Here is a 25,776-nt window from a genome sequence, read left to right on the forward strand (position 1 = left end):
CGGCGTTAGCCGCGCAGCAGCATATACAGCCGGAACAGGTAGATCAGCAGCAGGGCGGAGACCAGGTTGCTCAACGCGGTCAGCACCACGCTGGCGACGTTCGGCGTCAGCACCGACAGATGGCTCACCAGGAACAGCACCAGCAGCTTGGCCGCCAGCCACAGCATCATCGCCGGCACAATCACGCGCGCATTGGCGAAAGCCAATTTGCTGCTCAGCTTGAGCGAAGCGAACACGCCTTTTTTATCGACGGAGGCGATCACCGGCGCCAGCGCGAAGGCGATAGCCATCAGCACGCCCGGCACAACAAACAGCGTCAGGCCGAGCTGGATCAGCAGGGTGCAGATAAACAGCAGCAGCAGCAGGCGCGGCAAGTCGGGCGCCGAGGCACCGAGCGCGCGCAGGGCGCTGGTGCGTTGCCCTTGCGACACCAGACGGATCAGCGTCAGCATCCCGCCGACCAGCAGCACGTTGCCGACCAGCGCAGAGAAGGTGGCGGCCGCCGACACTTTCAGCAACACCATCTGCTGTTCCGGCGTCATCTGCTGGATCACTTCCTGAATGCCCATGCCGGTAGACGAGGCGAAATCGCTGGTGGTGGCAGCGAGCGTCGCCAACTGTTCGGCATCAGGGCTGAAGGCCTGATTCAGCAGCACGGAGATAAACGCCGTCAACAGCGCCAGCATCAGGATGCTGGCCAGTTGGTTGCGTAAAAAGTTAAAACTGTCACGGTACAAAGCGTTGGCCGTGATAGGCATGCAGACTCCTTGGCGTCGGGAAAACAGAGATAAATCAGTGGGTGATTGTACCCTGTTCCACGCCGCTGTGGCACCCCGCGAATTGCACTACGCCTATTTCTTCAGCGATCGTCGTCTCAGGCAGCGAAAGCGGCAAGGGCACCGGCAACGGCGGCAGGCCGTAGCGTTCCCGGGCGCGATCGCAGGCTTCGTTGCGCAGGCCGTTTTCACCGGACTGATCGAACTCCCTGCACGGGCTGGGCCGATTAAGGTAGATCGAGCAGGAAACGGCTTTACCTATTTCACCGTCCAGCGCGCTGCAGCGGGGGGACTTGCTGTTGGTCCCCTGCATGCAGCGCAGGAACGGGGTCAAAGGCTCTGTTAAGGAAAGGGGAACGGTGCCGCCGCCGTCTTCGGCTTCGGCCCAATAGAATGACACTCGAAAATAACCGCAGCATGCGCCGCAGCTGACACAGGGATTAAGGATTTCGCTCATCTTGATTGCCCACCGACTCCTCACGGCACCAACCAAAACCAACACGGAAAATGAAATTACCTCAGCCGCATTTTTCTCCGCAACAGAAATTTGAACATGTAGATAATTTGCAACAAAATCGATTTTTTGATGCAGATCAATCCTTGATTTATTAGACGGTTAGGTAACCTTGTTTTTAGTAGGATTTTAAATTTTTACACATAAGATGTGATCTCGATGGGATCACAAATACCCGAAAGTAGGTATATTCCCCCTCGAGCGATTAACCACACAAATGGAATGGATAATGAAAAAGACAACTCTGATGGTATTGGCGACGATGATGGCGCCTATGTTGGCAAGTGCGCATCAGGCCGGTGATTTCCTGTTCCGCGCGGGCACCGCGACGGTGCGTCCAAATGCAGGTTCGGACAACGTGCTGGGGTTGGGTTCGCTGGATGCGAAAAACAACACCCAGCTCGGTCTGACCTTCGGTTACATGGTGACGGACAACATCGGCGTTGAGTTGTTGGCCGCAACGCCATTCCGCCACAAGGTTACGCTGGGCGGCACTGATTTGGCGACCGTTCACCAACTGCCGCCTACGCTGATGGCGCAATACTATTTCGGCGACAAGCAGGATAAGCTGCGTCCTTACCTGGGCGTCGGCGTTAACTACACCACTTTCTTTGACGAGAAGTTCAACGACTACGGCAAAAGCGCCGGGTTGAGCGACCTCGATCTGAAAGATTCCTGGGGCGTGGCGGCGCAGGCCGGCCTGGATTACAACCTGGATGAGCACTGGATGCTGAACATGTCGGTGTGGTGGATGAACATCGAAACCAAAACTCGCTTCAACGATGCGAACGGTGGGCACCACAGCTTCGATACGCGTCTGGATCCGTGGGTGTTCATGTTCGGGGCGGGTTACCGCTTCTGATGAAGGCCACAAACAGGGAGGCGTTGCGCCTCCCTGTGTCGGTATTATTTAAGTTGCATCACGTTTTCAACGGATTTCACGCCGGCAACGCCGCGAGTGACCTGCACCGCACGATTGGCGTCATCGCTGGACGTCACGAAACCGCTCAGCTGAACGCGCCCTTTAAAGGTTTCCACGCTGATCTCACGTGACTTGATGTTTTTATCCGCCAGCAGTGCCGATTTCACTTTGGTGGTGATCACCGTGTCATCGATATAACCGCCCGTTCCCTCAGATTTCGCCGTCGGCGCGCAAGCGCTCACCGCGACCGCCACAACGGCTGCCATGCACAAGGCCGAAAGGGTTTTAAAAAGCTTCATAAATTACTCTCCATGCAATGTTATGGTTGAAACTCGTACGGTTTTTCGCCGCAGCGAGCGCATTCCCCAAATCAAACGAAGAAATGCATAGCGAACAAAGTTCATTGTGAGACAAGACCTGCGTTTGTTCAAATTTTTGCTGTAAATAAATGGAACAAACTTTGAGGGGAAACAAGCTGTTAAAGCGAGCGCCGGCGGGGCGCTCGCTGGAGAGGATCACGTCCGGGTGGCGCGCTTCATATTGCTGACGAAGGCCGCCAGCCTGGTCAGCATCTCCGCCGGGTTGGCATGGTGCTGTTCGATGATTTTGACGATGGCCGAGCCGGAGATCGCGCCGGCGGCCCCGGCCTGCAGCGCGGCCTTCACCTGCTCGGGCTCGGAGATGCCGAAGCCCTGCAGCGGCGGCGCGGCGTGATACTCGCGCAGCTTGTTCACCAGGTGATGCAGCGGCAGCTGCGCCCGGCTTTCGGTGCCGGTGACGCCGGCGCGCGACAGCAGGTAGGTATAGCCGCGGCCGTGCGAAGCGATTTCTCGCAGCAGATCGTCATCGGCGTTCGGCGGGCAGATGAAGATTGGTGCGATACCGTGACGAGCGGCGGCGGCGCGGAACGGCGCAGACTCTTCAAACGGCACGTCGGCGACCAGCACCGAATCCACGCCCACTTCGGCGCAGCGTTGGTAAAACCCATCGATGCCTTTATGGAACACCAGATTAGCGTACATCAGCAGGCCGATGGGAATGGTCGGGTGCTTCTGGCGGATGGCCGCCAGCATCTCGAAGCACTGGGTCGGCGTAACGCCGGCGGCGAAAGCGCGCAGCGTCGCGCTCTGGATGGTTGGGCCATCCGCCAGCGGATCGGAGAAGGGGATGCCCAGCTCCAGCGCGTCCGCGCCGGCTTCGATCAGGGTGTCGATAATCTGCAGCGACAGCGTCGGATTAGGATCGCCCAGCGTCACGAACGGGACGAAGGCGCCTTCCTTGTTGCTTTCCAGGCGTTTGAACAGTTGCTGATAACGTTCCATCAGATTTCTCCCCGTGCTTTCAAAATGTCGTGAACGGTAAATATGTCTTTGTCGCCGCGGCCGGACAGGTTGACCACCAGGATCTGTTCTTTCTGCGGCGTTTCACGGATCATTTTCAGCGCGTGCGCCAGAGCGTGCGAGGATTCCAGCGCCGGGATGATGCCTTCATGGCGCGACAGCGCCTTGAACGCCTCCAGCGCTTCGTCGTCGGTGATCGACACGTATTCGGCTCGGCCGATGCTGTTCAGGAAGGCGTGCTGCGGCCCGACGGACGGGAAGTCCAACCCGGCGGAGATTGAATAGGATTCTTCAATCTGGCCTTCGGCGGTCTGCATCATCGGCGCTTTCATACCGAAGTAGATGCCGACGTGGCCATGCTTGAGCGGCGCGCCGTGCTGGCCGGTCTCGATGCCCAGGCCGGCGGGTTCCACGCCGATAAGCCCAACGTCGGCATCATCGATAAAGTCGGCGAACATGCCGATGGCGTTGGAGCCGCCGCCGACGCAGGCGATGACTGCATCCGGCAGGCGGCCTTCGCGCTCCAGCACCTGCGCTTTGGTTTCTTCGCCGATCATGCGCTGGAATTCACGCACGATGGTGGGGTACGGGTGCGGGCCGGCGGCGGTGCCGAGCATATAGTGGGCGGTTTCATAGCTGCCGGACCAGTCGCGCAGCGCTTCGTTGCAGGCGTCTTTCAGCGTAGCGGAGCCGCTGTGCACCGGGATCACTTCCGCGCCCATCAGCCGCATGCGGAAGACGTTCGGCGACTGGCGTTCAACGTCTTTGGCGCCCATATAGATGCGGCATTTCAGGCCGAGCAGCGCGCAGGCCAGCGCCGACGCGACGCCGTGTTGGCCAGCGCCGGTTTCCGCGATGATCTCGGTTTTGCCCATGCGCTTGGCCAGCAAGGCCTGACCCAGCACCTGGTTGGTCTTGTGTGCGCCGCCGTGCAGCAGGTCTTCACGCTTCAGATAAAGCTTGGTGTTGCTGCCGGCGGTGAGGTTTTTGCACAGCGTCAGCGCTGTCGGGCGGCCCGCGTAGTTCTTCAACAGATCGATAAATTCCGCCTGAAACGCCGGATCGCGCTGGGCGCTGACAAAGGCTTCTTCCAGTTGTTTCAGGGCCGGCATCAGAATTTGCGGCACGTATTGGCCACCAAATTCGCCGAAGTAGGGGTTAAGCAGCGTCATGAGAGTTCCCGTTATTATCCGTTATTAATATAGAGCCGTATTCAGTAGGCGCGCAGGGTCTGGAAGACCGAGGCCAGGCGCGCGGGATCTTTGATGCCCGGTTCGCTTTCCACGCCGGAGTTGAAGTCCAGCCCGGCGCAGCCGAGCTTGGCCGCTTCGACGCAGTTGTCGGCGCGCAGGCCGCCCGCCAGCATCACGTTAGTCAGATCTTCGCCTTGCAATACCGACCAGTCGAAGCGTTGGCCGGTGCCGCCGGCGCCGTTGTCGAGCAGGTAGCGATCGACATGCTGCAGATCGCGCGCCGGCACCCGATCTTTCACGCTCAGCGCTTTCCAGATGCGGCAATCGGCCGGCAAACGGGCGCGCAGGGCGCTGATATAGGCCTGGTCTTCCGCGCCGTGCAGTTGCACCGCATGCAGCCCGAGGCGCTCAACGGTCAACGCCACGGTATCGAGCTGGGCGTCGCAGAACACGCCGACATACTTCAGCGGCGCGCCGGAGATCACTTCGCGGGCGCGGGTGATGTCCACATAGCGCGGCGAACGGCCAACGAAAATCAGCCCGCCGTAGATGGCGCCGGCCTGATAGGCGGCGGCGGCGTCCTGCGGACGGGTCAGGCCGCACACTTTGTTGTCGCCCAGGATCACGCGGCGCACGGCGGCGCGCAGATCGGGTTCCGACATCAGCGCGCTGCCGATCAGGAAGCCGTTGGCGTAATGGCTCAGTTCGCGGATCTGCCCATAGCTGTTGATGCCTGACTCGCTGATCACCGTCACGCCATGCGGCACGCGCGGCGCCAGCTGGCGGGTGCGGTTCAGATCGATGCTCAGATCGCGCAGATCGCGGTTGTTGATGCCGACCACGCGCGCTTCCAGCGCGATCGCGCGCTGCAGTTCTTCTTCACTGATCACTTCGGTCAGCACGCCCATATTCAGGCTGTGGGCTACCGCCGCCAACTGGCGATACTGGTCGTCGGTCAACACCGACAGCATCAGCAGGACGGCATCGGCCTGATAGTAGCGCGCCAGGTAAATCTGATACGGATCGATGATAAAGTCTTTGCACAACACCGGTTGGCTGACGGTTTTACTGACCAGCGGCAGGAAATCGAAGCTGCCCTGGAAGTATTTCTCGTCGGTCAGCACCGAGATCGCCGAGGCGAAATCTTTATACACCGTGGCGATCTCTACCGGATCAAAGTTCTCGCGAATCAGCCCTTTGGAAGGCGAAGCCTTCTTGCATTCGAGAATGAAAGCCGTCCGGGTGCCCTGCAGCGCGTGATAGAAACTGCGTTCACTCGGCACGATGTCGTTCTGAAAGCCGGCCAGGGGCTGTTGCTGTTGTCGCGCCGCGATCCATTGCGCTTTGTCGCGGACAATCTTGTGTAGCACGGTTTCCTGCATCATTTATCCTCTTGCCGCCAGTGCGATGACACGCTCATAAGCCTGCCCGCTGTTGATCATATCCAGTGCCTGCCGCGCATTTTGGCGCAGGTCTTCATGTCCGAATAACTTCAGAAGCAACGCGACGTTGGCCGCGACCGCCGCGGCGTGCGCCGGCTCGCCTTTACCTTGTAACAGCCGCGCCAAAATGTCACGGTTTTCTTCCGGCGTGCCGCCCAGCAAGGCTTCCAGCGGATAGGTTTCTAATCCGAAGGACTGCGGCGTGAGCTGGTAGCTGCTGATTTCGCCGTTGTTCAATTCCGCCACGTGCGTCGGGGCGTGGATCGCCACCTCGTCCATGCCGCCGCCGTGAACCACCGCCGCACGCTGATAACCCAGCACGCGCAGGGTTTCGGCGATCGGCAGCACCAGTTCCGGGCTGTAAACGCCGATCAGCGCCAGCGGCGGGCGCGCCGGGTTGATCAGCGGGCCCAGCACGTTGAACAGCGTGCGGGTTTTCAGCTGCTGGCGCACCGGCATGGCGTGACGAAAACCGGTGTGGTACTGCGGCGCGAACAGGAAGCACACGCCGAGATCGTCCAGCGCCTTGCGCGCTTCTTCCGCCGGCAGATCCAGGCGGATGCCGAACGCCGCCAGCAGATCCGAAGAGCCGGAACGGCTGGAGACGCTGCGGTTGCCGTGTTTGGCGATCTTCGCGCCGCACGCCGCCGCCACGAAGGCGCTGGCGGTGGAAATATTGATGCTGTTGGTGCCGTCGCCGCCGGTGCCGACGATATCGGCGAACAGATAGTCAGGGCGCGGGAACGGCTGAGCGTCGTCAAGCAGTGCTTTGGCGGCGCCGGCGATCTCTTCCGGGCGCTCGCCGCGGACTTTCATGCTGATCAACGCCGCCGCCAGTTGGCTCGGCTCCAGCTCGCCGCGCACGATGGCGCTGAACAGCTGTTGGCTTTCCTGCTGGCTCATCGACTCGGCGCGGTACAGTTTCTCAAGAATAGGTTGCATCGTCGTGTTCCTTATATTACTTCGCCAGCGCCCAGGCCAGGGTCTGCTCAAGCAGGCGCGCGCCGTGGGTGGTCAGAATCGATTCCGGGTGGAACTGGAAGCCGCACACGCGGCGGCGGTCGTCGCGCACCGCCATCACCATTTCGCCGAAACGGGCGTTGACGGTGAGATCGGCCGGGATATTGCTGCCGACCAGCGAATGGTAGCGCGCCACCGGCAGCGGATTGGCCATGCCGGCGAACATGCCTTCGCCATCGTGAGCGATCGCCGAGGCTTTGCCGTGCAGGATCTCGCCCGCCTGGCCGACCTGGCCGCCATAGGCTTCGACGATCGCCTGGTGGCCGAGGCAGATGCCGATGATCGGCAGTTGGCCGCGCAGGCGTTGCAGCAGTTCCGGCATACAGCCCGCTTCGGAAGGGGCGCCAGGGCCGGGCGACAGCATCAGCACCGGCTGTTCCATCTGTTGCAGACGCTCGATGATCACCTCGGCGGCGATCTGATTACGGTAAATCACCACCTGGTGGCCGCTGGCGCGCAGCTGATCGACCAGGTTGTAGGTAAAGGAATCGACGTTGTCGAGCAGCAGGATATCGGCCATCAGAACACCTCCTTGGCATGGTGCGCAGTGGCGATGGCGCGCAGCACGGCACGGGCTTTATTACGGGTTTCGTCGGCTTCCGCCTGCGGGATGGAATCCAGCACCACGCCGGCGCCGGCCTGCACGGTGGCGATGCCGTCTTCAACGTAGGCGGAGCGAATGACGATGCAGGTATCCAGATCGCCGGTGGCGGTGAAGTAGCCCACCGCGCCGCCGTAGCTGCCGCGGCGCGTGCCTTCGGAGGCGGCGATCAGCTGCATCGCCCGCACTTTCGGCGCGCCGCTGAGGGTGCCCATGTTCATGCAGGCCTGGTAGGCGTGCAGCACGTCGAGATCGGCGCGCAGGGTGCCCACCACGCGGGAAACCAGATGCATGACGAACGAATAGCGGTCTACTTTGGTCAGGTCGGCCACGTAGCGGCTGCCGGCCTGGCAGATGCGCGCCAGATCGTTGCGCGCCAGATCGACCAACATCAGGTGCTCGGCCAGCTCTTTGTGGTCGGTGCGCATTTCCAGCTCGATGCGGCTGTCGAGATCCAAATCCAGCGACCCATCGGCACGGCGGCCGCGCGGGCGGGTGCCGGCGATCGGGTAGATTTCGATTTGGCGATTGCCCGCATCGTATTTCAGCGCGCTCTCCGGCGAAGCGCCGAACAGGGTGAAGTCATCATCCTGCATGAAGAACATGTACGGGCTGGGGTTGTTGTCTTTTAAGGTTTGGTAGGCCGCCAGCGGCGCCGGGCATGGCAGGGAAAAACGGCGCGACGGCACCACCTGGAAAATCTCGCCGTGGCGGATCGCTTCCTGCAGCTCGCTGACTACCGCGCCGTACTCTTCGTCGCTCTGGTTACAGCTCAGCTGCATGTTCTCCAGCTTTTGGTGCGGGATCGGCTGCGGGGGTTGTTGCAACTCGGCCTGCAGCTGTTCCAGACGCTGCTGCAGGCGCTGTGTCTCGCTCGTTTGTTCGCTGAAGACGCTGGCCTGCAGGCGGGCCGAGCCGCGCTGGTGATCCAGCACCAGCAGAGTTTCCGCCAGATAGAAGCAGAAGTCCGGGCAGCGTTGATCCTGGCGCAGCGCCGGCAGGTTTTCAAAACCGGCGACCAAATCATAGGCGAACAGGCCGCCCAGCATCACGGCTTCGCGCTCGTCCGCCGGAGAGTCGACCAGCGTCAGCAGCGTGCGCAGCGCGTCGAACACCGACAGTGAACGCAGGCGGGCGTCTTCGTCCTGCACCGCGTCGATCGCCGGGAAGGTCAGTTCGCGGCCGTTGGGGCGTGCCTGATTGCGCACTTGGGACGGCAGCGCTTCGTCCAGCAGCGGCAGCAGCGCCGCGCCGTTGGCGGTCAGCGCCTGCACGCTGACGGTGTGGCCCAGTGCGGTAATGCGCAGCGCGCTGTCGATGACCAGCAGGCTCTGCAGATTCTGTTTGCTGTTGATTTCCGCCGACTCCAGCAGCAGGGTGGCCGGACGGGCGCCGCACAGCTGGTGGAAAAGGGTGGTGGGATCGCCCCGGTAGCTGGCTTGCGCCTTCAGCAATGTCAGTTGTGGTTTGGTGTTCATCATCGGTGGTTCCAGTGAATTCTGTCCATAAAAAAGCCCGCATCAGGTGCGGGCTCAGGAAATCTGCATTGTCAGATGACAGCTATGCGCGATTACACCGCCCGCAAGAGGGAGGTACGCCACCAACCGTGAAGAGAAATGTATGTGTTCATTTGCAGACTCTCTTTGTTAACTCTCATCCGACACGGCCGTTGCCGTGAACTTGTGTACTAGTTAACTGGTTCGTGAAAGCAAAGTCAACCCTCTTTTTGCACAATGTTTTAGCGGTCAGCGTGAATTCTATTCATCGTCTGCCTGGCGCAGAATAGATTTCCGTCCGGCCGCCGATCGCGGGTATGATAGAAAACCAAGCCATTGCCGGATAGCCGTTTTGACAGACAGTAACCCCCCATCCATCGCTTTTACTCTGTACGACCTCCACAGCCACACGACCGCCTCCGACGGCTACCTGACGCCGACGCAGCTGGTGCTGCGGGCGGTAGAGATGCGCGTGGGCGTGCTGGCGATCACCGATCACGACACCACCGCAGGCTTGGCTGAGGCCGCCGCCGCCATTGCGGAGCAGGCGTTGCCGCTGCGGCTGGTCAACGGGGTGGAAATCTCGACGCTGTGGGAAAATCATGAAATTCATATCGTTGGGTTGGGCATGGACGTCGCGCACCCGGCGCTGGTGGCGCTATTGGCGGAACAAACCGAACGTCGCAACCGGCGGGCGCAGGAGATCGGCGCGCGTCTGGGTAAAGCGCGCATTCCCGACGCCTATGCCGGCGCCCAGCGGTTAGCGGGGGCCGGTGCGGTGACCCGCGGCCATTTCGCCCGTTACCTGGTGGAGATTGGCGTGGCGGACAACATGGCGCAGGTGTTCAAGAAATATCTGGCCAAAGGCAAAACCGGCTACGTGCCGCCGCAGTGGTGTACAATAGAACAAGCCATTGATGCGATTCATCAATCGGGCGGCCAGGCGGTGATAGCGCATCCCGGCCGTTACGATCTGACCGCGAAGTGGTTGAAACGTTTGCTGGCGCATTTCGCCGAACACGGCGGCGACGCCATGGAAGTGGCGCAGTGTCAGCAGGCGCCGCATGAGCGCTCGCAGTTGGCGAAATACGCCCAGGACTACCGCCTGTTGGCCTCGCAAGGATCTGATTTTCATCAGCCTTGTTCGTGGATCGAACTGGGCCGCAAACTGTGGCTGCCGGGCGGGGTCGAGCCGGTGTGGCGCGATTGGCCGCAGCCTGGCGAGGCGGTCTGATTTTTCGCGCGTGGCAACGCGCGCGGGCATCATTTTAGGAGCAAGTCATGAGTCAGCTTTTTTATATTCACCCGGACAACCCACAGCCGCGTTTGATTAACCAGGCGGTTGAGGTGCTGCGCAAGGGCGGGGTGATCGTTTATCCCACCGATTCCGGCTACGCGCTGGGTTGCATGTTGGAGGAAAAGGCGGCGATGGAACGCATTTGCCGCATCCGTCAGTTGGACGACAACCACAATTTCACCCTGATGTGCCGCGATCTGTCCGAGTTGTCGACTTATGCGCACGTCGATAATACGGCGTTCCGCCTGATTAAAAACAATACGCCGGGCAACTACACCTTCATTCTGAAAGCGACCAAAGAAGTGCCGCGCCGCCTGATGAATGAAAAGCGCAAAACCATCGGCCTGCGCGTGCCATCGAACCCGATCGCATTGGCGCTGCTGGAGGCGCTGAACGAACCGATGATGTCCACCACCCTGATGCTGCCGGGCAATGATTTTGCCGAGTCCGATCCGGAAGAGATCAACGATCATTTGGGTAAGGTGGTCGATCTGGTGATCCACGGCGGCTTCCTCGGCCAACAGCCGACCACGGTGATCGATCTGACCGAATCCTCGCCGGAAGTGGTGCGTGAGGGGGCGGGCGACGCGGCGCCTTTCCGTTGATGTCAATTGTTGCCACCTTGCCCATTGTCTGAAAATCGGCTGAAGCGACGCTATTTCGCGTGAAAGCCGCTATTCTTGAAGACTTCAGAATTGATAATGGGCAGGATGCGCAGCAATGATTAAACAGGTTTCTTTTTTAGCGGCCTTATTATTTTCCTCAATGGCAAGTGCGGGGTTTTATTCGGGCAGTGGTCTGCTGGCGGAATCCAGCGGTTACGTAAAAAATAAAAGCGGTGAAGCCACCGTGGCCGAAGCGCTGAATGGCGGCATGTTCATGGGATACGTCGCCGGCGTATTCGATACTTATTCCATGCAGGGCAATCGCAATATCTGCCCGGAAGCCGGGATGAGCATCGGCGTAGCCGCCGACGCGGTGATGCAGTATTTGAACGAGCATCCTGAGCAACTGCATTATTCCGCACCGTCGGTGATCATGCTGGCGTTAAGTGCCGCCTATCCCTGCGTGCGTCATTAAGTTCCCATTCCAATTAGTGCGCATTTTTTCATAAGGTGCGCCCAGGGGGCTTTCCGCACGAACTTCAATAGATCAATACCTGCTGCGCTGTCACCTTATCCCCGTCGGTATTCCCCGAACGGGTCGGGGAGAGACGCGCAGGAGGTAATATGACCGCATTTCACAGTGCCAACATGATACTCGACTATCAGGATGTCGGCTCAGGGCCGCTCACGTTGGTGTTGCTGCCCGGCTGGTGCGAACCGAAAACCGTGTTTGAGCCGTTCATCGCTCTGGCGGCCGAACGCTATCGGGTGATCAGCATCGACTGGCGCGGCCATGGCCTGTCGTCAAAAGCCACGGAGATGTCGCTGACGGCGGACGACTTGCTGGAGGATGTGCGCCAACTTCTGACGGCGCTGCGTTTGGATAACGCGGTCACTCTGTCGGTGGCGCACGCCAGCTGGCTGGCGGTAGCGTTGGCCGAAGCGTTGCCGCAACGGGTACGGGGCATGGTGTTTCTCGACTGGATCATGACGCAGCCGGAGCCGGCGTTCTTTACGGCGGTGAGCCGCATGCAGCAACCGCAGCAGTGGCTGGCGGCACGCGACGCCTTGTTCGACTTTTGGCAGGGCGGTATCCGCCACGATCGGGTCAAACGCCATCTGGAGGTCGAGATGGCGCAGGAGGATTACCGGCTTTGGCGTGCCGCCGGGGTGGCCATCGAACATGCCTACCGGCAATTCGGCTCGCCGCTGCAACGCCTGGCGGGCATGAGCGCGCCGCCGCCGTGCCGGCACATCTACTCGTTGGATCGCCGCGACGACTACCTGCGGCAACAGCAGGCATTTGCCGCCGAGCAGCCGTTTTTCTCCGTGGTGCGTCTAGGGGAGGCCCGCACTCACCTCGGTATTCTGGAACGGCCTGACGCGGTGCTGTGGGCAGTGGAGGATTTTTTGGCGCCGTGAACGCCGCCTGTGGGGGCCACCGCCGATAAAGTGGGTTTCAACACCTTAGAAAGCCTGTATAATACGCGGTTCGATCCTGATAAACGTATTATTACCGTGGTGGCGATTGGCCGCGGCGGTATCCCCCGACGCCTGTGAAGGCGACATTAGAGGTTGCTCAATGAGCGAAAAGTTACAGAAAGTTTTAGCGCGCGCCGGGCATGGCTCGCGTCGTGAAATCGAAACCATGATTGAAGCCGGGCGCGTCAGCGTCGACGGCAAGGTCGCCAAGCTGGGCGATCGCGTTGAAGTGACCCCGGCGATGAAAATTCGTCTGGACGGTCATGTCCTGTCGATCAAAGAGTCCGAAGAGGTGGTTTGCCGGGTGCTGGCCTACTACAAACCGGAAGGCGAGCTGTGTACCCGCAGCGATCCTGAAGGCCGCCCGACGGTGTTCGATCGCCTGCCGAAGCTGCGCGGTTCGCGCTGGGTGGCGGTAGGGCGCCTGGACGTCAACACCTCTGGTCTGCTGCTGTTCACTACCGATGGTGAACTGGCCAACCGTCTGATGCACCCGAGCCGTGAAGTGGAGCGCGAATACGCGGTGCGCGTGTTCGGCCAGGTCGACGATGCGAAAGTGAAGCAGCTGAGCAAAGGCGTGCAATTGGAAGACGGCCCGGCCGCCTTCCGCACCATCAGCTTCCAGGGCGGTGAAGGCCTCAATCAGTGGTACAACGTGACCCTGACCGAAGGCCGCAACCGTGAAGTGCGTCGCCTGTGGGAAGCGGTGGGCGTGCAGGTGAGCCGCCTGATCCGCGTGCGTTACGGCGACATCGATCTGCCGAAAGGCCTGCCGCGCGGCGGCTGGGCCGAACTGGATCTGCCGGCGATCAACTACCTGCGCGAGCTGGTGGAGTTGAAACCGGAAACGGTCAGCAAAATGCCGGTGGAGCGTGAGCGCCGCCGCGTGAAGGCCAACCAGATCCGCCGGGCGGTCAAGCGCCACTCGCAGGTGGCCGGCAGCGGCCGCCGCAGTGCGCCAGGCAGCAAACCAGGCAAGCCAAGCAAACGCAGCTAATCCCGCCGTTCTGGCCCCGTTCGGGGCCAGAACGTTTTGTTACCAATCGATCCCTTGTTGCGCCTTCACGCCCGCGTCGAACGCGTGTTTCACCGGCCGCATCTCCGTGACCGTATCCGCCAGTTCCAACAGATCGCGATGGCAGCCGCGCCCGGTCAGGATCACCGTTTGATGCGCAGGGCGTTGCAGGAGCGCTTCCTTCAGCTCTTCCAGTTCCAGATAGCCGTAGGTCAGCATATAGGTCACTTCGTCCAGCAGCACCAGATCCAGGCTGCTGTCGGCCAGCATGCGTTTGCCGTGCTGCCACACCGCCTGGCAGGCGGCGGTGTCGCCGGCCTTGTTCTGCGTTTCCCAGGTAAAACCGGTGGCCATCACCTGAAATTCAACGCCGTGTTGCTGCAGCAGATTCTTTTCGCCATTGGGCCATTCGCCCTTGATGAACTGGATCACCCCGGCGCGCATGCCGTGGCCGACCGCGCGGGTGACGGTGCCGAAGGCGGCGGTGGTTTTGCCTTTGCCGTTGCCGGTAAACACCAGCAGCAGGCCGCGGGTGTCCTGCGCCGCGGCGATGCGCGCATCGACCTGTTCTTTCAGGCGCTGCTGGCGCTGTTGATGACGATCTTCCGCCATGAAACGCTCCTGATTATTCGGCTGCGCCGGGTTTGCGGTTCGGCTGCGCGTCGAAGCTCATGCCGGTCTTGCGGCGGCTGTCTTCGCCCATCAAATACAGATACAGCGGCATGATATCGGCCGGGGTTTTCAGCTTGTTCTTGTCTTCGTGCGGGAAGGCAGATGCGCGCATTTTGGTGCGAGTGCCGCCCGGATTGATGCAGTTCACCCGCAGATTGCGGTTTTTGTACTCGTCGGCCAACACCTGCATCATGCCCTCGGTGGCGAACTTCGACACCGCATAGGCACCCCAGTCTGCGCGGCCGGTACGCCCGACGCTGGAGCTGGTGAACACCAGTGAACCGGCGTGGGATTTCAGCAGCAGCGGCAGCAGAGCCTGAGTCAGCATAAAGGTGGCGTTGACGTTAACCTGCATCACTTCTTGCCACATGGTCATCGACAGGTCGGCCATCGGCGCGATGTCGCCGAGCAGGCCGGCGTTGTGCAGCACGCCGTCAAGGCGGGGGATCTGGCGCGCCAGATCGTCGGCTATCTGCCGGCATTGCTCCTGAGTGGCGTGCAGCAAGTCCAGCGTCACCACCAGGGCCGGGGCACCGCCCTGGGCTGCGATCTCTTGTTGTACCGCCAGCAGTTTGCTCTCGGTGCGCCCCAGCAGCACCAACTGGGCGCCGAAGCGCGCGTAGGTCAGCGCCGCTTCACGGCCGATGCCGTCGCCGGCGCCGGTGACCAAAATGATTCGTTGTTCGAGCAGATCTTGTTTGGGTTGGTAATGCACGATAAATCCTCGCCTGGGTGGCTGTTCTCCCGCAGATATCGGGGAGCAAGGGTGAAACGCGCGGCCGGGGCGGGAGCGAAGGCTCGACCGTCTGCGGGCCGCGCAGCGAATCTGTCTCATCATATTGATGAATAATGGGTGTTATATGCCTTAATCCGCGGGCATTTTCAATGCGTAGCAGGCTGAAATGGCATTCTTTTGTAACAAAAGCGCGGCGGTGGCGGCTTGGTTCGGCCGTAAATCGTCCCCATAGTGATGCTCTGTGCGCAATGAATTTTCATTTAGCCGCGACAGCAGCCGCTGCGGTTGGCTAAAATGGAAATAAGCATACTAACAACCTGTAAATAAAGGCGGAATCTGTGGAGTTTATATCTGTTTATGGCCTGTTTCTGGCCAAGGTCGCCACGGTGGTGCTCGCCATCGCCGCGTTGGCCATCCTGGCGGTCAGTTTGGGGCAACGCAAGAGCCGCCAGAAAGGGGAGCTGCAGCTGACCGATCTCGGCGAACAGTATCGCGAGATGCAGCGCGATATGCGCCTGGCGCGCATGGATGCCGCCGAGCAGAAGGTTTGGCTGAAACAGTTCAAAAAGCAGACTAAATCTGATGACAAATTGAAGAAACAGCGCGCCAAGTCCGGCGCGGTGGAAGTGGCCAAGCCGTGCCTGTATGTGCTGGACTTCAAGGGCAGCATGGACGCGCACGAGGTCACCTCGCTGCGCGAAGAGATCTCGGCGGTGCTGGCGGTGGCGTCGGCGCAGGATGAAGTTCTGTTGCGCCTGGAAAGCCCTGGCGGGGTGGTGCACGGCTACGGCCTGGCGGCTTCGCAGTTGGAGCGCCTGCGCAAAGGCGGCATTCGTCTGACGGTCGCGGTGGATAAAGTGGCGGCCAGCGGCGGCTACATGATGGCTTGCGTTGCGGATCGCATCGTGGCGGCGCCGTTCGCCATCATCGGTTCCATCGGCGTGGTGGCGCAGATCCCGAACTTCCACCGCCTGTTGAAAAAGAACGATATCGACGTGGAGTTGCACACCGCCGGGCAATTTAAACGCACGCTGACGCTGTTTGGCGAAAACACCGAACAAGGGCGCGAGAAGTTCCGAGAAGATCTGAACGAAACGCACGAGCTGTTCAAGCGCTTTGTGCATGAGCAGCGCCCGTCGCTCGACATCGACAGCGTCGCTACCGGTGAGCACTGGTTCGGTTCACAGGCGAAAGAGAAGGGCCTGATCGACGCCATCGGCACCAGCGATGATTTGCTGATCGCCGAGCTGGATAACCACGAAGTGATCGCCGTGCGCTATACGCGCCGCAAACGCCTGATGGATCGCTTCACCGGCAGCGCGGCGGAAAGCGTCGATCGTTTGCTGCTGCGCTGGTGGCAGCGTGGGGAAAAGCCGTTGTTGTAACGGCAACGAGAGCGGGAATCAACGGGGGCCAGGCGCCCCCGTTTTCTTGTCTTAATCGACCAGGTGGTATTTTTCCGAAAGCAGGTGAGCCAAATGTTTAAACATATTAAATACCGCGGTGGTTTTGGCGGTGGGCAATCCATCGGCATCCAAAAAGTATTCTCCGCGAAAAACTAAAACGCCGCTTTTTTGTTCAACGTCGGTGGCGATCATGCCGTGCAGATAATCTTCGTGTTGGCGGATGAGGTTATTTGCTTCCGCCAGCAGGGCCTCGCGGCCGATAGGTGCAGTATTCGTGCGCATTTATTAGACTCCAAACTAAAAACTCTGCGCATATTCTAACGCCGGTTCGCTTTTATCCGCAAACCGACTAAGGTTTATTTGCCGTCTGGATGGCCATGGGCGGCCGCCGGTTGGCGAAATCGGACTTTCCATGCTAATTAGGTTGCGTGACGCTTTTTATCAGGTACAGTGTGGGATTTTGCGGCGTCGGGTGGAAGGTTTTGTTTACGCCATGAATAAAACTCACACAGCCATACTTCTGGGGCATGGGTGAATAGCAGGCAGGATCAACAACTTGCGTTCAGGTTGAGCAGTTGGGCAACCAAAAGAAAAAAATCTGTTGATCTCTTGCCAGACTGCCGCAATATAAAAAAAGAGACACGAATTGCCGCGGCACGGCGAGATAAAAGACTTCTTTTTAGAAGAAATAAATTAGGTAAAGGTAAATATGGGTAAAGCTCTCGTAATAGTTGAGTCCCCGGCAAAAGCCAAAACTATTAATAAATATTTAGGAAGTGACTACGTGGTGAAGTCCAGCGTCGGTCACATCCGTGATTTGCCGACCAGTGGCTCAGCCAGCAAAAAGAGCGCTGACTCAACCGAAGACAAAGCCAAGAAAAAAGTTAAAAAAGATGAGAAGGCGGCGCTGGTAAATCGCATGGGCGTCGACCCTTACCACGGCTGGAAAGCGCATTATGAAATCCTGCCGGGTAAAGAAAAAGTGGTCGCCGAGTTAAAATCGTTGGCGGAAAACGCCGACCACATTTATCTCGCAACCGACCTTGACCGCGAAGGGGAAGCCATCGCCTGGCACCTGCGGGAAGTGATCGGTGGCGATGACAAACGCTTTAGCCGCGTGGTGTTTAACGAAATCACCAAAAACGCGATCCAACAGGCGTTCAAACAGCCGGGCGAGCTGAACATTGATCGCGTCAACGCGCAGCAGGCGCGCCGGTTTATGGACCGCGTGGTGGGCTATATGGTCTCGCCGCTGCTGTGGAAGAAAATCGCCCGCGGCCTGTCCGCCGGCCGTGTGCAGTCGGTGGCGGTGCGTCTGGTGGTTGAGCGCGAACGCGACATCAAGGCGTTCGTGCCGGAAGAGTACTGGGAACTGCATGCCGATCTGCTGGCGAAGGGTGAAACCGCGCTGCAGATGGAAGTGACCCATGCGCACGATAAACCGTTCAAGCCGGTCAACCGCGAGCAGACGCACGCCGCGGTCAAGTTGCTGGAAAAAGCCCGCTACACGGTGCTGGATCGCGAAGACAAACCGACCAGCAGCAAGCCGGGCGCGCCTTTCATTACCTCCACGCTGCAACAGGCCGCCAGTACACGCCTGAGCTTCGGCGTGAAGAAAACCATGATGATGGCGCAACGGCTGTATGAAGCCGGCCACATCACCTATATGCGTACCGATTCCACCAACCTGAGCCAGGATGCGCTCAACATGGTGCGTGGCTACATCGGCGACAACTTCGGCGATAAATACCTGCCGAAGGCGCCGAATCAGTACAGCAGCAAAGAGAATTCGCAGGAAGCGCACGAAGCGATCCGTCCTTCGGACGTGAACGTGCTCGCCGAGCAGCTCAAAGACATGGAAGCGGACGCGCAGAAGCTGTATCAGCTGATCTGGCGCCAGTTCGTCGCCTGCCAGATGACGCCGGCGCAATACGATTCCACCACGCTGACGGTGAAAGCCGGCGATTATCAGCTGCGCGCCAAGGGCCGTACGCTGCGCTTTGACGGTTGGACCAAGGTGATGCCGGCGCTGCGCAAGGGCGATGAAGATCGCACCCTGCCATACGTCGAAATCGGCAGCGAGCTGGATCTGCAGAAACTGATCCCGAGCCAGCACTTCACCAAGCCGCCGGCGCGCTACAGCGAAGCCTCGCTGGTGAAAGAGCTGGAAAAACGCGGCATCGGCCGCCCGTCCACCTACGCCTCCATCATCTCGACCATTCAGGATCGCGGTTACGTGCGGGTGGAAAGCCGACGCTTCTATGCCGAGAAAATGGGCGAGATCGTCACCGATCGTCTGGAAGAAAATTTCCGCGAGCTGATGAACTATGACTTCACCGCACGCATGGAAGACGGCCTCGATGAGGTCGCCAACAACCAGGCCGAGTGGAAAGCGGTGCTGGACGAGTTCTTTGTCGATTTCAGCGAGCAGCTGGAAACGGCGGAGAAGGATCCGGAAGAAGGCGGCATGCGGCCTAACCAGATGGTGATGACCAGCATCGATTGCCCGACCTGCGGCCGCAAGATGGGCATCCGTACCGCCAGCACCGGCGTGTTCCTCGGCTGTTCCGGCTACGCGCTGCCGCCGAAGGAACGTTGCAAAACCACCATCAACCTGGTGCCGGAAGCGGAAGTGCTCAACATCCTCGAAGGCGACGACGCGGAAACCAACGCGCTGCGCGCCCGCCGCCGCTGCCAGAAATGCGGTACGGCGATGGACAGCTATCTGATCGACAACCAGCGCAAGCTGCACGTCTGTGGTAACAACCCGGCGTGTGACGGCTATGAGATCGAAGAGGGCGAGTTCCGTCTGAAAGGCTATGACGGCCCGGTGGTGGAGTGCGACAAGTGCGGCTCGGAAATGCACCTGAAAATGGGGCGTTTCGGCAAGTACATGGGCTGCACCAACGAGAACTGCAAAAACACCCGCAAGATCCTGCGTAACGGCGATGTGGCGCCGCCGAAGGAAGATCCGGTGCCGTTGCCGGAGCTGCCGTGCGAGAAGTCCGACGCCTATTTCGTGCTGCGTGACGGCGCTGCCGGCGTGTTCCTGGCGGCCAACACCTTCCCTAAATCGCGCGAGACCCGCGCGCCGCTGGTGGAAGAGCTGGCTCGCTTCAAGGATCGTCTGCCGGAGAAACTGCGCTATCTGGCCGATGCGCCGGTGGCGGATGCCGAAGGCAACAAAACGCTGGTGCGTTTCAGCCGTAAAACCAAGCAGCAGTACGTCTCCTCTGAAAAAGACGGCAAGGCGACCGGTTGGTCTGCGTTCTACGTGGACGGCAAGTGGGTCGAAGGCAAGAAGTAGGGGCGATGCCCTGCCTGCAAGATGAAAAACCAGCCCCGGCGGCTGGTTTTTTATTGGTGAAAAGGGGCAAACGGATCTATCCTTTGCTGTTTTTATCCCTCCGACATCGCCGTTTCACGTTGATACCCATGCAAAATAATCGTTATCATAGTGTGACGCGGATCTATACTTGAAGCTGCATCGTGGTATAGTGGTTATATAAAAAATTTTTTTATTATTAAAGCTTATTAACAACGGCGTTTTCTTCACCATCAGGGTAGAACACGGGGTTTATGGCTTGTGAGTTTCAGCATACCGGGGCGACACCGATATACCTGGCTGCGGGTAAGCCGCAGTGTTTAACCTAGGATGGTATAAGATATGAAATTGCAGCAGCTTCGTTACATTGTGGAAGTGGTTAACCACAACCTGAATGTCTCCTCGACGGCAGAAGGGCTCTATACTTCTCAACCCGGCATCAGCAAACAGGTGCGCATGCTCGAAGATGAGCTGGGCATCCAGATTTTCGCCCGCAGCGGCAAGCACCTGACCCAGGTCACCCCCGCCGGCCAGGAAATCATTCGCATCGCGCGTGAAGTGTTGTCCAAAGTAGACGCCATCAAAGCCGTTGCCGGTGAACACACCTACCCGGACAAAGGCTCGCTGTACGTCGCCACCACGCATACGCAGGCTCGCTACGCCTTGCCCAACGTGATCAAGGGCTTTATCGAGCGTTACCCGCGCGTCTCGCTGCACATGCATCAGGGCTCGCCGACGCAGATCGCCGAAGCGGTCTCCAAGGGCACCGCCGATTTTGCCATCGCCACCGAGGCGCTGCACCTGTACGACGATCTCATCATGTTGCCGTGCTACCACTGGAACCGTGCGGTGGTGGTGAAGCCCGATCATCCTTTGGCGGGCAAAAGCAGCATCAGCATTGAAGAGCTGGCGGCTTACCCCATCGTCACTTACACCTTCGGCTTTACCGGCCGCTCGGAGCTGGACACCGCCTTCAACCGCGCCGGCCTGACGCCGCGCATCGTCTTCACCGCCACTGACGCTGACGTCATCAAAACCTATGTGCGTCTGGGATTGGGGGTGGGGGTGATCGCCAGCATGGCGGTGGATCCGGTGCAGGATCCGGATCTGGTGACGGTGGATGCGCGCGACATCTTCACCTACAGCACCACCAAAATCGGCTTCCGCCGCAGCACCTTCCTGCGCAGCTACATGTACGATTTCATTCAGCGCTTCGCGCCGCACCTGACGCGCGACGTGGTCGACAGCGCGGTGGCGCTGCGCTCCAACGAAGAGATAGAGGCGATGTTCAAGGACATCAAGCTGCCGATTAAATAGGTTCAGGTTGGCAGAGCGTCCGTCAAAACAGGAGGGGGTGTCCCTCCTGTTTTGTTTGCTGCCGCTTACGACACATCTTGGTTATTCGTCGGGGGTTGAGACTGAGGTAAAGCGTTAACGTGTTGGTTGATGCGCTTATCCAACGCTTTGGCCCGTTTGGCGGCGACGATCGTTATAACAGCCAGGTAAAGCAGATAAAGGCTTGATGCCAAAAGAGTCCATCCTATTCTCTTTTGTACTTTGACATCGGCGCGCCGTTCACTGTCATCACCGGTGGTGAGTCGATAACAGATTGATTGTACCTCACTTTCCAATAGACCCAGCTCGGCGGCGCGGTGAAAAGCATCGCGGGTGCCGCATTGCTCTCGTGTCAGTTCCCATTTTTTGTCTGATGTGAACGGAATAAACAGATCTGAGTTTTTCGCATAGTCTTTGCCCAACAGAAAACTGTGCGTGGTCTGTTTGAACTCATACCAGGCTTCATTGGTGATTGTCAGTTTCGTTGCGGCAATGGTAATGAAGTACAAAAGCACGATAGATACGGCAAGGTAGGCAAACTCCATGGCGCTTGCCAGCCTAATTTTCTGATCTTTAGGGGTAAATCTGTCCTTTATGCGCCGCAACTCATACATTGCGACGTCTTTGTTCTTCATCCAATGCAGCGTTGCCTCAATTTCCGTGAGGTTTCTTACCTTGATGCCGTAATGGTAAATAAAGCGATGCACCTCATACTGTTCACTGTCGAATGTTTTGATGCTCTCATACTGGCTGCCCTTACCGCGCAGTACTTTATCCCACAAGAATTTGAGCAGAATATACCCCGAACGCGTGCGATAGATAATAATGATAAACAAAATCAACGGTATGAGTGATGTTGCCGCTACCATTAGATTTTGGAAAGTTGGATCGATGGTGATATTCAAAATGTGCTCCATGCGCGTGCTTTATTGTCAGAATGTTCAATATCGCTGATGTATCGGGAAATGCCGATTGAAATTATTGCGCATGCTCGATGAAACCGTTTCATGCGGCGTTGGCGTTTCAGGCACGGAGCGGCGGTTAAGGTAACTTGCTGACACTCTTCACATTAACTTCTGTGATTGTTCCCGCCTATCGTTGTGATCAAATCGTGTTGTTATCAAAACGTTAACTTATCTTTGTGGTATCTTTAAACAAGACCTCACTGATTACCCTGTTTTAGTCACAATAAGAAATGGAGGAGCTATGTCGTCCGATCTTCGTGAAACAAGTCTGGATAAGCTGGTTGCGCTGAATAGCGAATATTACTACTACAGTCTGCCGCTGGCGGCGAAGCAGCTGGGTGATATCGACCGGTTGCCGAAATCAATGAAAGTGCTGTTGGAGAACCTGCTGCGCCATGTGGATGGCGATACCGTGCAGGTTGACGACCTCAAGGCCATCGTCGCCTGGTTGCAAACCGGCCATGCTGACCGTGAGATCGCCTACCGTCCGGCGCGCGTGCTGATGCAGGATTTTACCGGCGTGCCGGCGGTGGTGGATCTGGCGGCGATGCGCGAAGCGGTACGGCGGCTGGGCGGCAATGTCGACCAGGTGAACCCGCTGTCGCCGGTGGATCTGGTGATTGACCACTCGGTCACCGTCGATGAATTTGGCGACGATAATGCCTTTGAAGACAACGTGCGCATCGAAATGCAGCGCAACCACGAGCGCTACACCTTTCTGCGCTGGGGGCAGAAGGCCTTCAACCGCTTCCGCGTGGTGCCGCCGGGCACCGGCATTTGTCACCAGGTTAACCTCGAATACCTTGGCCAAACGGTGTGGCACAGCGACGAAAGCGGCCGCCGCGTGGCCTATCCGGATACGCTGGTGGGCACCGATTCCCACACCACCATGATTAACGGCCTGGGCATTCTCGGCTGGGGCGTGGGCGGCATCGAAGCGGAAGCCGCGATGCTGGGCCAGCCGGTGTCGATGCTGATCCCGGACGTGGTCGGCTTCAAGCTGACCGGCAAGCTCCGCGAGGGCATTACCGCCACCGATCTGGTGCTGACCGTCACCCAAATGCTGCGCAAACACGGCGTTGTCGGCAAGTTCGTCGAGTTTTACGGCGACGGCCTGGCCGATCTGCCGCTGGCCGATCGGGCGACCATCGCCAACATGTCGCCGGAGTTCGGCGCCACCTGCGGCTTCTTCCCGGTGGATGACGTTACGCTCGGCTATATGAAGCTCAGCGGCCGCAGCGCCGAACAAATCGCGTTGGTGGAAGCCTACGCCAAGGCGCAGGGCATGTGGCGCAATCCGGGAGATGAGCCGGTATTCACCAGCTCGCTGGCGCTGGATATGTCGACGGTGGAGGCGAGCCTCGCCGGGCCGAAACGCCCGCAGGATCGCGTGGCGCTGCCGAATGTGCCGCAGGCGTTCAAGGCTGCTACCGAGCTGGATATCGGCGGCCACAAGGCCAAGACAGACAGCAAAACCTTTACGCTGGACGGGCAGCAGCACGAACTGCGCGACGGCGCAGTGGTGATCGCGGCGATCACCTCCTGCACCAACACCTCCAACCCGAGCGTGATGATGGCGGCCGGCCTGTTGGCGAAAAACGCCGTCAAGAAAGGGCTGCGCAGCAAACCCTGGGTAAAAACCTCGCTGGCGCCGGGTTCCAAAGTGGTGACCGACTACTTCGACAGCGCCAAACTCACCGCTTATCTGGAAGAGTTGGGGTTCAACCTGGTGGGGTATGGCTGTACCACCTGCATCGGTAACTCCGGCCCGCTGCCGGATCCGATCGAGCAAGCGATCAAAGAGGGCGATCTGACCGTGGGCGCGGTGCTGTCGGGCAACCGCAACTTCGAAGGGCGCATCCACCCGCTGGTGAAAACCAACTGGCTGGCCTCGCCGCCGCTGGTGGTGGCTTATGCGCTGGCGGGCAGCATGAAGATCGATCTGACCAAAGAGCCGCTGGGCGAGGGTAACGATGGCCAGCCGGTCTACCTGAAGGACATCTGGCCGAGCAGCCGGGACATCGCTCAGGCGGTGGAAGAAGTGCGCACCGAGATGTTCCACAAGGAGTACGGCGAGGTGTTCGACGGCGATGCCAACTGGCAGGCGATCCAGGTGACCGGTTCGGCGACCTATCAGTGGCAGGAGGATTCTACCTATATCCGCCATCCGCCGTTCTTCAGCACCATGAAGGTGAAGCCGGATCCGGTGCAGGACATCAAAGATGCGCGCATTCTGGCGATTCTGGCCGACTCGGTGACCACCGACCACATCTCGCCGGCGGGTAACATCAAGCGCGACAGCCCGGCGGGGCGTTACCTGAGCGAGCATGGCGTAGCGCCGCAGGATTTCAACTCCTACGGTTCACGCCGTGGCAACCACGAAGTGATGATGCGCGGCACCTTCGCCAACATTCGCATCCGCAACGAAATGGTGCCGGGCGTGGAAGGCGGCTATACCCGCCATATTCCTTCGCAACAGCAGCTGTCTATCTACGACGCCGCCATGCAGTATCAGCAGGAGAAGGTGCCGCTGGCGGTGATCGCCGGTAAAGAGTACGGTTCCGGCTCCAGCCGCGACTGGGCGGCGAAGGGGCCGCGCCTGCTGGGCGTGCGGGTGGTGATTGCCGAATCCTTCGAGCGTATTCACCGCTCTAACCTGATCGGCATGGGGATTTTGCCGCTGGAGTTCCCGCAAGGGGTGACGCGTAAAACGCTGGGGCTGACCGGGGATGAGCAGATCAGCGTTGGCGGCCTGCAACAGCTGCAGCCGGGCCAGACGGTGCCGGTGCACATCACCTATGCCGACGGGCGCAAGGAAGTGGTCGACACCCGGTGCCGCATCGATACCGGCAATGAGCTGACTTACTACGAAAACGACGGCATCCTGCACTATGTGATCAGGAAAATGCTGTAATTAATCAATAAAAAGGGCGCCGTAAGGCGCCCTGATTGTTTCCGCGGCGGTGGCGATCACTTCTGGTCGAGCAAATGGCCCATTTTGGCGGCCTTGGTGGCCAGATAGCGTTCGTTCTTCGGGTTGCGGCCGACGATCAACGGCACGCGTTCGCTGATGTTGATACCGGCTTCGGTCAGGATCTCGACCTTTTTCGGGTTGTTGGTCAGCAAACGCACCGCGTCGACGCCCAGCAGTTTGAACATGTCGGCACACAGGGTGAAGTCGCGCTCGTCGGCGGCGAAGCCGAGCTGGTGATTGGCTTCCACGGTGTCTGCACCCTTATCCTGAAGGGCGTAGGCGCGGATCTTGTTCAACAGGCCGATATTGCGGCCCTCCTGGCGATGGTACAGCAGGATGCCGCGGCCTTCTTCCGCAATTTGCTCCAGTGCGGCTTCCAGTTGAAAACCACAGTCGCAGCGCAGGCTGAACAACGCGTCGCCGGTCAGGCATTCGGAATGCACGCGTGCGAGCACCGGCGCTTCGCCGGAAATATCACCGAATACCAGTGCCAGATGGTCATGTCCGGTCGCCAGTTCTTCGAATCCTACCATCAGGAAATCGCCCCAAGGTGTCGGCAGTTTAGCCTCTGCCACCCGTTTCAGCTGCATGTCACTCTCCACAAAAACCTACGATTCAATCATTGTCGCGCATCCTAAGTCCGGTTCAGTAAATTGACCA

Annotated in this window: 22 protein-coding genes, 1 pseudogene and 1 other annotated feature; of the genes and pseudogenes, 10 read left to right on the forward strand and 13 right to left on the reverse strand. The window is 59.3% G+C overall.

The genetic code is table 11. The annotated features are described in order from the left end of the window. Positions 1-5: 5 nt before the first annotated feature. Entirely contained in the window at positions 6-758 is a 753-nt protein-coding gene (locus ACJ8OK_RS04505; protein ID WP_004932079.1) for a YciC family protein, read from the reverse strand. A gap of 34 nt (positions 759-792) precedes the next feature. Further along, the gene (locus tag ACJ8OK_RS04510; protein WP_033632893.1) at positions 793-1,233 is read right to left on the reverse strand and encodes a YkgJ family cysteine cluster protein; all 441 of its coding nucleotides are present in this window, start codon (positions 1,231-1,233) and stop codon (positions 793-795) included. Between the two features lie 286 nt (positions 1,234-1,519). Here ACJ8OK_RS04510 and ompW point away from each other — a divergent pair, with 286 nt between their 5' ends. Beyond that, positions 1,520-2,152 carry an outer membrane protein OmpW gene (ompW, locus tag ACJ8OK_RS04515; protein WP_016927514.1) on the forward strand — a complete coding sequence of 211 codons (633 nt, stop codon included), beginning with the start codon at positions 1,520-1,522 and terminating at the stop codon, positions 2,150-2,152. A 44-nt stretch (positions 2,153-2,196) separates the two neighbouring features. Here the strand turns inward: ompW and ACJ8OK_RS04520 are convergent, their stop codons facing one another. The 6 genes and pseudogenes from ACJ8OK_RS04520 to ACJ8OK_RS04545 all read right to left on the reverse strand — a co-directional run bounded on the left by ACJ8OK_RS04520 (position 2,197) and on the right by ACJ8OK_RS04545 (position 9,289). Beyond that, complete coding sequence (locus ACJ8OK_RS04520; RefSeq protein ID WP_004932073.1) at positions 2,197-2,511, reverse strand: BON domain-containing protein; 315 nt, start codon at positions 2,509-2,511, stop codon at positions 2,197-2,199. A gap of 216 nt (positions 2,512-2,727) precedes the next feature. Then, on the reverse strand, positions 2,728-3,534 hold the full coding sequence (gene trpA, locus ACJ8OK_RS04525) for a tryptophan synthase subunit alpha (protein WP_442530403.1): 807 nt from the start codon (positions 3,532-3,534) through the stop codon (positions 2,728-2,730). Next, the gene (gene trpB, locus ACJ8OK_RS04530; protein WP_016927517.1) at positions 3,534-4,724 is read right to left on the reverse strand and encodes a tryptophan synthase subunit beta; all 1,191 of its coding nucleotides are present in this window, start codon (positions 4,722-4,724) and stop codon (positions 3,534-3,536) included. Before trpB ends, trpA begins: the two co-directional genes overlap by 1 nt. Before the next feature lie 41 nt (positions 4,725-4,765). Next, entirely contained in the window at positions 4,766-6,127 is a 1,362-nt protein-coding gene (trpCF, locus tag ACJ8OK_RS04535; RefSeq protein ID WP_172402668.1) for a bifunctional indole-3-glycerol-phosphate synthase TrpC/phosphoribosylanthranilate isomerase TrpF, read from the reverse strand. 3 nt (positions 6,128-6,130) lie between these two features. Further along, a pseudogene (trpD, locus tag ACJ8OK_RS04540) lies at positions 6,131-7,727 on the reverse strand (bifunctional anthranilate synthase glutamate amidotransferase component TrpG/anthranilate phosphoribosyltransferase TrpD). Next, on the reverse strand, positions 7,727-9,289 hold the full coding sequence (locus ACJ8OK_RS04545) for an anthranilate synthase component 1 (RefSeq protein ID WP_082996730.1): 1,563 nt from the start codon (positions 9,287-9,289) through the stop codon (positions 7,727-7,729). The pseudogene trpD and the gene ACJ8OK_RS04545 overlap by 1 nt, the downstream one beginning before the upstream one ends. Before the next feature lie 24 nt (positions 9,290-9,313). Then, positions 9,314-9,417: a sequence feature (Trp leader region), on the reverse strand. A gap of 239 nt (positions 9,418-9,656) precedes the next feature. On the opposite strand from ACJ8OK_RS04545, the gene rnm reads away from it, so the two are divergent. From rnm to rluB, 5 genes are all read left to right on the forward strand, one after another. After that, on the forward strand, positions 9,657-10,538 hold the full coding sequence (gene rnm / locus ACJ8OK_RS04550) for an RNase RNM (protein ID WP_033632898.1): 882 nt from the start codon (positions 9,657-9,659) through the stop codon (positions 10,536-10,538). A 47-nt stretch (positions 10,539-10,585) separates the two neighbouring features. Then, complete coding sequence (locus ACJ8OK_RS04555; protein WP_442530404.1) at positions 10,586-11,206, forward strand: L-threonylcarbamoyladenylate synthase; 621 nt, start codon at positions 10,586-10,588, stop codon at positions 11,204-11,206. Between the two features lie 115 nt (positions 11,207-11,321). After that, positions 11,322-11,681 (forward strand): Rap1a/Tai family immunity protein, encoded by a 360-nt coding sequence (locus tag ACJ8OK_RS04560; RefSeq protein WP_442530405.1) that lies wholly within the window; start codon positions 11,322-11,324, stop codon positions 11,679-11,681. A 149-nt stretch (positions 11,682-11,830) separates the two neighbouring features. Further along, positions 11,831-12,628, forward strand: coding sequence for an alpha/beta fold hydrolase (locus tag ACJ8OK_RS04565; protein WP_442530406.1), 798 nt, complete (start codon positions 11,831-11,833; stop codon positions 12,626-12,628). A gap of 160 nt (positions 12,629-12,788) precedes the next feature. After that, the gene (gene rluB, locus ACJ8OK_RS04570) at positions 12,789-13,685 is read left to right on the forward strand and encodes a 23S rRNA pseudouridine(2605) synthase RluB (RefSeq protein ID WP_015378049.1); all 897 of its coding nucleotides are present in this window, start codon (positions 12,789-12,791) and stop codon (positions 13,683-13,685) included. A gap of 39 nt (positions 13,686-13,724) precedes the next feature. Here rluB and cobO read toward each other — a convergent pair whose 3' ends face one another. Next, entirely contained in the window at positions 13,725-14,315 is a 591-nt protein-coding gene (cobO, locus tag ACJ8OK_RS04575) for a cob(I)yrinic acid a,c-diamide adenosyltransferase (RefSeq protein ID WP_004930707.1), read from the reverse strand. Between the two features lie 13 nt (positions 14,316-14,328). After that, complete coding sequence (locus ACJ8OK_RS04580; protein ID WP_004930705.1) at positions 14,329-15,090, reverse strand: YciK family oxidoreductase; 762 nt, start codon at positions 15,088-15,090, stop codon at positions 14,329-14,331. 359 nt (positions 15,091-15,449) lie between these two features. On the opposite strand from ACJ8OK_RS04580, the gene sohB reads away from it, so the two are divergent. Beyond that, complete coding sequence (gene sohB / locus ACJ8OK_RS04585; protein WP_004930703.1) at positions 15,450-16,496, forward strand: protease SohB; 1,047 nt, start codon at positions 15,450-15,452, stop codon at positions 16,494-16,496. A gap of 51 nt (positions 16,497-16,547) precedes the next feature. Here the strand turns inward: sohB and ACJ8OK_RS04590 are convergent, their stop codons facing one another. Further along, on the reverse strand, positions 16,548-16,799 hold the full coding sequence (locus ACJ8OK_RS04590; RefSeq protein WP_442530407.1) for a YciN family protein: 252 nt from the start codon (positions 16,797-16,799) through the stop codon (positions 16,548-16,550). Positions 16,800-17,226: 427 nt separating this feature from the next. Between ACJ8OK_RS04590 and topA the strand changes: the two genes are divergently transcribed. Together topA and cysB are read left to right on the forward strand one after the other, a co-directional pair. Next, positions 17,227-19,824, forward strand: a complete 2,598-nt coding sequence (gene topA / locus ACJ8OK_RS04595) for a type I DNA topoisomerase (protein ID WP_004930691.1) — start codon at positions 17,227-17,229, stop codon at positions 19,822-19,824. Positions 19,825-20,184: 360 nt separating this feature from the next. Next, positions 20,185-21,159 (forward strand): HTH-type transcriptional regulator CysB, encoded by a 975-nt coding sequence (gene cysB, locus ACJ8OK_RS04600; protein ID WP_004930690.1) that lies wholly within the window; start codon positions 20,185-20,187, stop codon positions 21,157-21,159. Between the two features lie 65 nt (positions 21,160-21,224). Here the strand turns inward: cysB and ACJ8OK_RS04605 are convergent, their stop codons facing one another. Further along, positions 21,225-22,082 (reverse strand): DUF6216 family protein, encoded by an 858-nt coding sequence (locus tag ACJ8OK_RS04605; protein WP_139806260.1) that lies wholly within the window; start codon positions 22,080-22,082, stop codon positions 21,225-21,227. Between the two features lie 301 nt (positions 22,083-22,383). On the opposite strand from ACJ8OK_RS04605, the gene acnA reads away from it, so the two are divergent. Continuing rightward, positions 22,384-25,056, forward strand: a complete 2,673-nt coding sequence (acnA, locus tag ACJ8OK_RS04610) for an aconitate hydratase AcnA (RefSeq protein WP_021503816.1) — start codon at positions 22,384-22,386, stop codon at positions 25,054-25,056. 56 nt (positions 25,057-25,112) lie between these two features. Here acnA and ribA read toward each other — a convergent pair whose 3' ends face one another. Continuing rightward, entirely contained in the window at positions 25,113-25,706 is a 594-nt protein-coding gene (gene ribA / locus ACJ8OK_RS04615; protein ID WP_004930678.1) for a GTP cyclohydrolase II, read from the reverse strand. Positions 25,707-25,776: the final 70 nt, after the last annotated feature.

It is taken from the genome of Serratia sp. CY71090 (genome assembly GCF_052166845.1).
Classification (GTDB): domain Bacteria; phylum Pseudomonadota; class Gammaproteobacteria; order Enterobacterales; family Enterobacteriaceae; genus Serratia; species Serratia nematodiphila.